This window comes from Proteiniclasticum ruminis (genome assembly GCF_900115135.1).
Taxonomy (GTDB): domain Bacteria; phylum Bacillota; class Clostridia; order Clostridiales; family Clostridiaceae; genus Proteiniclasticum; species Proteiniclasticum ruminis_A.
The window spans coordinates 1-8,005 of sequence record NZ_FOVK01000027.1 but is presented as its reverse complement, the minus strand read 5'-3'; the positions used below and the strand labels follow the sequence as shown (position 1 = coordinate 8,005).

The window sequence follows — 8,005 nt, the reverse complement described above, 5'->3', positions numbered from 1 at the left end:
GGTTGATTAGCTCAGCTGGTAGAGCATGCGACTCTTAATCGTAGGGCCCAGGGTTCGAACCCCTGATCGACCACCATTTGAATCCGGTAGATTTACCGGATTTTTTTATTTGTTTTTTTTGAGGCAAGTGCATCCGCATGAGCCTCTTCTTTTATTATAAGGGAGAACTTTGAATATTGTCTTAACGTTTTCAATCTCCTGAAAAGATTTTTGAGGGAATGGAGAAAAGCCCTGGAAATGTTTCTTTTCTAGGATGTGGAAGCACTCTGATGTATAATGAAGAAAACAGAAGCATTGGAGTGAAAAACGATGAGAGATGAAAGACTTGAAAAATTAGCGGAGCTTTTGGTGAAGTACTCCACGAAGGTGACACCTGGTGACTTTGTGTACATTCGCTGTGACGAAGTGGCAACCCCTTGGGCGAAGGCTGTGGCAAGGGAAGCGGTGAAAGCGGGAGGTCATGTGGAGGTAGTTCTGACTTCAGATGAAATTCAGGAAGTGATCTTGAAAGAGTCCACAGAAGAGCAGCTTCGGGAAGGGAATCTTCTCAATGAGACACTTCTTGCCAAAGCGGATGTCTGGCTGACTGCATGGGGATCCAGGAACCCGAAGTTTGGGACCAACATCCATCCGGATCAGGTGAAATTCTCCTCTATTGGGGCTAAAGGATGGAGAAAACTTTATTCAGAACGTATGGGAGATGGATCTTTAAGATGGTGCGGCACTCAGTTTCCGGCCATGGGAGATGCCCAGGAAGCAGGTATGAGCTTGGAAGAGTATGAGGATTTTGTCTACGGTGCAGGACTTTTATACGAACAGGATCCTGTGGCGGAGTGGACCAAAATCTCCAAAGAACAGGACCGCTGGATTGCTTATCTCAATACTAAGAAGGAAATCAGAATTGTTTCTGAAGAGACCGATGTCACGGCGAGTGTCGATGGCAGAGTCTGGATCAACTGTGATGGTCAGGTGAATTTTCCAGATGGAGAGATCTTCACTTCGCCGGTGGAAGATTCCGTGAATGGGCATGTTTATTTTGAGTTCCCGCTGATTTATGCAGGAAAAGAAATTCAAGGAATCAGACTGGAGATTGAGAAAGGCAGAATTGTCAAAGCTTCTGCTGAAAAAGGAGAAGAGCTTCTCATGACCATCCTTGATACAGATGAAGGCGCGAGAACCTTCGGAGAGCTGGCCATCGGAACCAATTATGGCATTAAGAACATCACGAAGAATATCCTCTTTGATGAGAAAATCGGCGGAACTTTCCATATGGCCATTGGAGACTCTTTCCCGGAAGCTGGAGGACAGAACAGAAGTGTCATTCACTGGGATATGATTGGAGAGCTTCGTAAAACGGGACGAATTTATGCCGATGGAGAACTCTTCCACGAAAATGGACAATTCATAAAGGAAGTGCTGGAACGTTTCGAGAAGAGTCTATAGAAAAGTCGAACAAAAGAAAGGAGGAGTTTACGTGATTAAAGAGCTGAATGCAAAATCTGTTCAGGGGGAGATCACTGTACCACCGTCAAAGTCCTATGCCCATAGAGCACTGATCGCCTTGGCGCTTTCTGGGGGGAAGGGGGTTGTCCGTCCTGTGGATCTATCCATGGATATTATGGCGACGCTGAAATGTCTGGAAGATTTGGGTGTGGATTTCTTTATTCGTGAAAAGGAAGTGCACATGGATGCCAGAGGATTTGGCAACAGGCGGGACCGTGTGCTGAAACCGGAAGAGTCTGGGTCAACCCTTCGATTTTTCATTCCCATCACCCTGCTTTTTGATGAAGTATATGAGTTCAGAGGAAGCACCAATCTTATGAAGAGGCCACTGACTGTATATGAAGAGCTTTTTCAGGAACTGGATGTGACGCTTTACAGGGACAGTATGGAAAGCCTTGTGGTGAAAGGAAAGCTAGTACCTGGGCATTTCTCCATGAGAGGGGATGTGAGCTCTCAGTTTATTTCCGGGATGCTCTTTGTTTTGCCGCTGCTGGATGGTGACAGCACGCTGACAATAACTGGAAACCTCGAAAGTGCAGGCTATGTAGCCATGACCCTCCGTGTTATGGAAGATTTTGGGGTGTTTGTGGAGCGGGAAGGAAATACTTTCTTCGTGAAAGGGAATCAGGCCTATGCAGCTAGAGATTATGAAGTGGAGGGAGACTACTCTCAAGGAGCTTTCTTTATGGCGGCAGCAGCTCTTGCTGGTGAGGTGGACATTAAGGGGCTTACTCATGATTCTGTTCAAGGGGATCGGGAGATTGTAAGAATTCTTGAGAAAATGGGCGTCGATATAGTTCGCACAGAAAATGGATACAAAGTGAGAAAATCTGATCTTCAGGGGATTGATGCGGAGATTTCTGATATTCCGGATCTGACACCTGTTCTTGGAGTGCTTTTAGCACTTTCAAATGGAGGCGGAAAGCTTAAAAACTGCAGAAGGCTCCGTTATAAGGAGTCCAACCGCATCGAGTCCACCATTGAGCTGATCCGTTCCTTGGGCGGGCAGGCAGATCTGGATGGTGAAGATATCGTCATAGAAGGCTGCGAGATGCTTCGGGGAGGCACCGTTGACACCTATCATGATCATCGTATTGTCATGGCCAGTGCGGTAGCTTCCTTAAGGTGCAAAGAGACAGTAAAAATCCTAGGGTATGAAGCAGTAAACAAATCGTATCCAGAGTTTTTCAGTGATTTCTCTACGCTGACCAAAATGGAAGAGGCGAAATAGGTAAAAGCATATGAGAGCAGCGTAAAGATTAGTATAAATTTACTCTTGCTGTATGGGATTCCATGTGCTATACTTCTTTAGAAGAAATCTTTAACAAGGTCCAGAGAGGCCAAGAAGATGGTAAGCATGAATCAAAGAATACGTAGGCTTATTATACCTCTTGTCTGTTTGGACAAGAGGTTTTTTTATGCAATTATATTTTATTAATGGGTACAGGGATACCCAATAAGGAGGAAAACATGACAACAATCACGGCAAAAAACAAACTGGAAGTTGAAACGGAACAGAAATTTTTCGAGGTGACTTCAGGAAAAGACATCATACTTGCACTCCAGCATCTTATTGCGATGTTTGGTGCGACAGTTCTGGTTCCGATGCTCACAGGGATGAATCCATCTATAGCGCTTCTAACAGCGGGTATCGGTACGCTGATATTCCATTTTGTCACAGGTGGAACAGTTCCGGTATTTCTAGGGTCTTCCTTTGCGTTCATCGCGGTGATCAATAGCGTGAAAGAAGCAAATGGTGGGGATTATGCTTATGCCCAAGGTGGAATTATAGTGGCAGGTCTTCTGTATGTGCTGGCTTCCTTCATTATGAAAAAAGTGAAGTATGAGAGTCTGAAAAAGATTCTTCCTTCCTATGTTGTTGGACCTATGATTATGGTCATCGGACTTACTCTGCTGCCCACTGCATATGGCATGGCACAAGGAAATCTGATTATTGCAGCTGTCACTCTTCTTACAGCTCTTGCGCTGAATCTCTTTGGAAAAGGCATGCTGAAGCAGCTTTCCATCATCATCGCGGTAGCGGTAGGATATATTGTTTCCCTGGCTTTATCCCAAGTGGACATTTCCATCATTACAAGTGCACAGTTATTCCAGGTACCAACCTTTACCTTTCCTAAGTTCAACCTGGATGCAGTTTTAACCATCGCACCTGTGGTTCTTGCAGTATTTATGGAGCATGTAGGGGATATTACAACAAATGGTCAAGTAGTAGGAAAAGATTTCATCAAAAATCCTGGATTACATAAGACACTTCTGGGTGACGGCTTGGCAACAGCGTTTGCAGCACTCATTGGTGGACCAGCGAACACAACCTATGGCGAAAACACAGGTGTGTTGGCAATCACAAAGAATTATAATCCTGCAATCCTGAGACTGGCTGCAGTATTTGCCATCGTTCTGGCTTTCGTTGGAAAGCTTGGAGGAACTCTTAGAAGTATTCCAACCCCAGTCATGGGTGGAATCAGCGTCATTTTGTTCTCCATGATTGCTCTGATTGGTGTGAAGACTTTGAAATCAGCTTTCGAACAGAAAGAAGTGAAAGTAGAGGCTAGAACAGTGATTACAGCTTTGGCTATCGTGGTTATCGGTCTGGCACCAACTTATCTTCCATCCGAAATGGCTTCCTTCTTCTCCATCCGACTGACAGAGAACATCGCCTTAAGCGGTCTGAGTCTGGCGGCCGTCGTTGGAATCATACTGAACAGTCTGTTCAGTCTTGTGAAGAGAGCATAATAGATAGATACTGGCTCGGCGCTTTCCTTTGAAAGCACCGAGTTTTATTTTTTTGTGAAAATCATACTGATATGAAGCGATATACCGCGAACTTTGGTATAATCAGTAAAAACGGTAGAGTGGGTGGAAAAATGAAATTGAGTCGTCTTTTGGAAGATTATCCTTTCACGATAGATGAAGGAGAGGATCTTCTGGACTTAGAGATCACATCGGTGACCAATGATTCAAGAAAAATAGAACAGGGTGGATTGTTTGTTGCCATCAAAGGGTATTTGATGGATGGTCACGATTATATCGGTAAAGCGTCAGAAAAAGGCGCAGCAGCAGCTGTTGTCAGTGAGTTCCGAAAGGATGTTAAGATTCCTCAGATCAGGGTAGAGAATCCAAGAGAGGCTCTCTCAAGACTTTCTGCGAAGCTTTTGGGATATCCCACCAAAAATCTTAAGGTCATTGGTATCACAGCGACCAACGGGAAAACCACGACAAGCTATATGTTGGACCACATTTATCTTGAAGCAGGATACAAGACTGGTCTTATCGGCAGTGTTATGATAAAAAGCGGTGACGAATTTGTGCATTCAGAGCTGACTACACCAGAGAGCAGTGATCTTCAGAAGATTTTTCTGAAGATGGCAGAGGATCGGGTGGAGAAAGCTGTAATGGAAGTGTCATCCTCTGCATTGGAGCTTTACCGAGTCAATGATGTGGATTTTGATATTGTTGCGTTCAATAATTTCAGCAGAGAACATATCGATCAGCATGGTAGTCTTGAAAAGTATTATGAAGCAAAGTCGTCCTTAATACGTAAGGCAAAAAGTTCTGCGGTGGCTGTGCTCAACATGGATGATGAGAACACGATTTCTATGAAGGAACATACCAAAGCGAGAGTCATCACTTTCTCCACAAAAGATCCATCAGCTACACTCTTCTGTAAAAATCTTGATTTGTCATCCGGTAGAGGAAGGTTCACATTAGTTGTCCAAGAGGGATTTGAAGGGCTGAACGGGTGGGTACCACAAGGAGAATATCCGGTGTCGCTGAAAGTTCCAGGGTTCCACTCTGTGGTGAATGCTCTTTCAGCCATGGCCATAGCCATGGCTGATGGAGTGGATGCCAAAGTGTGTGTGAAGGCTATGGAAACATTTGGTGGAGTGGAGAGAAGATTCCAGTATATTTATGATGGTGATTTTATCATCATTGATGATCATTTTGCCAATACCAGCAACATCGATATGACTCTGGAAAGTCTTGTGAAGCTTGAGTATGAGAAACTGCATCTGGTCTATGCGATCCGGGGGAATAGAGGTCCTGTTGTCAACCGTGAAAATCTGGAGACGCTTCTGAAGTGGAAAGAAAAGCTTCATCTGGATGAAATCATTGGTACAAAGAGCGTAGAATTTGTGACGGATAAGGATCGGGTGACGAAAGAAGAAATCAGAACCTATGAAAGTATGCTGGAGCATTCTGGTCTGGAGGTTCATCTATATGAAGAGCTTAGACCGGCTATTGCGTATGCCATTGATAAAGCGCAGAAAGGGGATGTGATTCTTCTGGCTGGTTCTCAAGGGATGGATCACGGCGCAAGGATTGCATTAGAATATATTTATCGTAAAGGAATAGAAGAGGATAGAGAGAGCCTGTTTTCCGTGCTGAGAGACCGGGTTTCTGATATGTCCTGACAGAGGAGTTGAAGGGGAAGCGGCAAGCTTCTTTAGAGTATGAGAGATAAGATATTAGGAATCATAGGGGGCATGGGGCCAGAAGCCAGTGCTCAGATTTATATGAAGATGATCAAAGCGACTAAAGTGATGAGGGATCAGGATCATTTCAGGATTATCATTGACAGCAACCCTAAAATACCGGATCGCACACGTGCAATTCTTGGGTTGGGAGAAAGTCCAGTGCCTGAAATCATCAAGACGGCCAATAATTTACTGAAGATGGGGGTTGAGCTTGCTTGCATACCTTGTATCACGTCGCATTATTTTTATAAGGAGATTGTTGAGGGAACGGAGCTTAAGATACTCCATGCACTGGAGGAGCTAAACATATATATCCATAAAAACTATCCGGGAGTCAAAAAAGTGGGAGTTCTGGCAACCACTGGGACAAAGTCCACAAGAATCTTCAATCAGTTTCTCCAGAATGTGGAAATCGTGTATCCGGATGAGGATGTGCAGGAACAGCTTGTGATGGAGGCGATCTATGGCGAGGGTACTGGTATTAAATCCGGTGTTACCACTGGCAGACCAGTGGAACTTCTGGAAAAGGCAGGAGAACATGTGATTTCCAAAGGGGCGGAGATTGTTATTCTAGGATGTACAGAAATTGGTCTGGTGCTCAGGAAGAATTCTCTATCAAGACCGAGTATTGACCCCATGGATGTCATTGCAGAAACGATGATAGAAAAAGGACAGGAATGAGAAAACCCCACTGGTTCTACGAATAGAATCGGTGGGGTTCTCTCTGTTAAGCCCAAGGGGATGTTTCGATCTCTTCTCCGCCCAGTTCCTGGTTCAGGAATCTAGCAACTGTGAATAAGTAATCGGAGAGTCTGTTCAAAAATTTATAACACTGTGGAAACGGATCCACATTCTCCTCTAACAGATAGCGAACGAATTGTCTTTCGCATCTTCTGGATACGGAGCGTACTACGTGAGCGTAAGTAGCTTCTTTTGCGCCTGAGAAAAGGATGAATTTGGTTTGAGGTGGCATAAGAGCTGTAAGTTCGTCGATTTTCGCTTCCAGCAGTGCTGGATGTGTTTCGTTGAATCTAACAATGGTAAATCCTGAAGAGATCTCTGTTCCTAAGTTATACAGTCCGTTTTGTATGAAACGGATGAATTCCATCAGCTCCTGCTTTTTCTCAAAGTCTTTTCCTTCTTCTATAAGAGAGTTCAGATATCCAAGTGAAGCATTCACTTCATCGATCTGTCCGTTCAGTTCTATTAGTGAAGATGATTTGGGGATTCTTTTTCCACCGAGGGTTCCAGTGGTGCCTTGATCCCCTGTTTTTGTTACTATTCCCATAATTACCTCCAACAAGTTTTATTATCTCTATTATAATGAACTGGAGAGGGCTTGTGTCGAAAACAATGTAAAATAAATGAGAATAATCATGAAGTGTGCTACTTGTTTCTTTGGTGATTTGTTGTATAATTACAAGTACTTCAAAGTGTTCTTTTGTTGGGTTTCGACAGATAAAGGGTACTTTGCTGTGAAGAACAAGGTGAGTTTTGAAAAAACAGCGGAAAATATCAGCGAGCAACTCAATTGAGTTCCAAGGAGTATCGACAGAGCTTCAGAAAATATGAACATTTTCGCAAAAAAATCAAAAAAACCTGTTGACACTAATTTGCCTGAATGATATTATATAGAAGTCGCCTGATGAAAGCGACGAAAACAAACAAACATAGTTCTTTGAAAATTAAACAGAATATAGGTAAAAAACCAAAGTAATTCTTTTTGAGAAATCAAAAAAAACCACTTTCTGAAAAGAAAGTGCGAACTTCATGAAAATGGAGTTCAGAAGCTAGTGTAATGAATAGCTAGTTCAAACTTTTAAATTGAGAGTTTGATCCTGGCTCAGGACGAACGCTGGCGGCGTGCCTAACACATGCAAGTCGAGCGGAGAATGCGGATATGTTTACATAGAAGCGTTCTTAGCGGCGGACGGGTGAGTAACACGTGGGTAACCTGCCTCAAAGTGGGGGATAGCCTTCCGAAAGGAAGATTAATACCGCATAAG

Annotated in this window: 6 protein-coding genes, 1 tRNA gene and 1 rRNA gene; 7 read left to right on the top strand and 1 reads right to left on the bottom strand. The window is 43.7% G+C overall.

Annotated elements, in window-relative coordinates:
- From BM243_RS14865 to BM243_RS14840, 6 genes are all read left to right on the top strand, one after another.
- A tRNA-Lys gene (locus BM243_RS14865) sits at window positions 1–76 on the top strand.
- Window positions 77–309: 233 nt separating this feature from the next.
- On the top strand, window positions 310–1,443 hold the full coding sequence (locus BM243_RS14860; protein ID WP_074913383.1) for an aminopeptidase: 1,134 nt from the start codon (window positions 310–312) through the stop codon (window positions 1,441–1,443).
- Between the two features lie 31 nt (window positions 1,444–1,474).
- Window positions 1,475–2,734 (top strand): 3-phosphoshikimate 1-carboxyvinyltransferase, encoded by a 1,260-nt coding sequence (aroA, locus tag BM243_RS14855; RefSeq protein WP_074913381.1) that lies wholly within the window; start codon window positions 1,475–1,477, stop codon window positions 2,732–2,734.
- Between the two features lie 239 nt (window positions 2,735–2,973).
- Window positions 2,974–4,257: a uracil-xanthine permease family protein gene (locus tag BM243_RS14850; RefSeq protein WP_074913379.1), complete on the top strand. Its 1,284-nt coding sequence runs from the start codon at window positions 2,974–2,976 to the stop codon at window positions 4,255–4,257.
- A gap of 131 nt (window positions 4,258–4,388) precedes the next feature.
- Entirely contained in the window at window positions 4,389–5,936 is a 1,548-nt protein-coding gene (locus BM243_RS14845) for a Mur ligase family protein (protein ID WP_074913377.1), read from the top strand.
- A 39-nt stretch (window positions 5,937–5,975) separates the two neighbouring features.
- A complete protein-coding gene (locus tag BM243_RS14840; protein ID WP_074913375.1) occupies window positions 5,976–6,680 on the top strand; it encodes a cysteate racemase in 705 nt (234 codons plus the stop codon).
- Window positions 6,681–6,726: 46 nt separating this feature from the next.
- Here BM243_RS14840 and BM243_RS14835 read toward each other — a convergent pair whose 3' ends face one another.
- Complete coding sequence (locus BM243_RS14835; protein WP_074913373.1) at window positions 6,727–7,287, bottom strand: cob(I)yrinic acid a,c-diamide adenosyltransferase; 561 nt, start codon at window positions 7,285–7,287, stop codon at window positions 6,727–6,729.
- Window positions 7,288–7,819: 532 nt separating this feature from the next.
- Here BM243_RS14835 and BM243_RS14830 point away from each other — a divergent pair.
- Window positions 7,820–8,005, top strand: a 16S ribosomal RNA gene (locus tag BM243_RS14830); the annotation flags it as partial.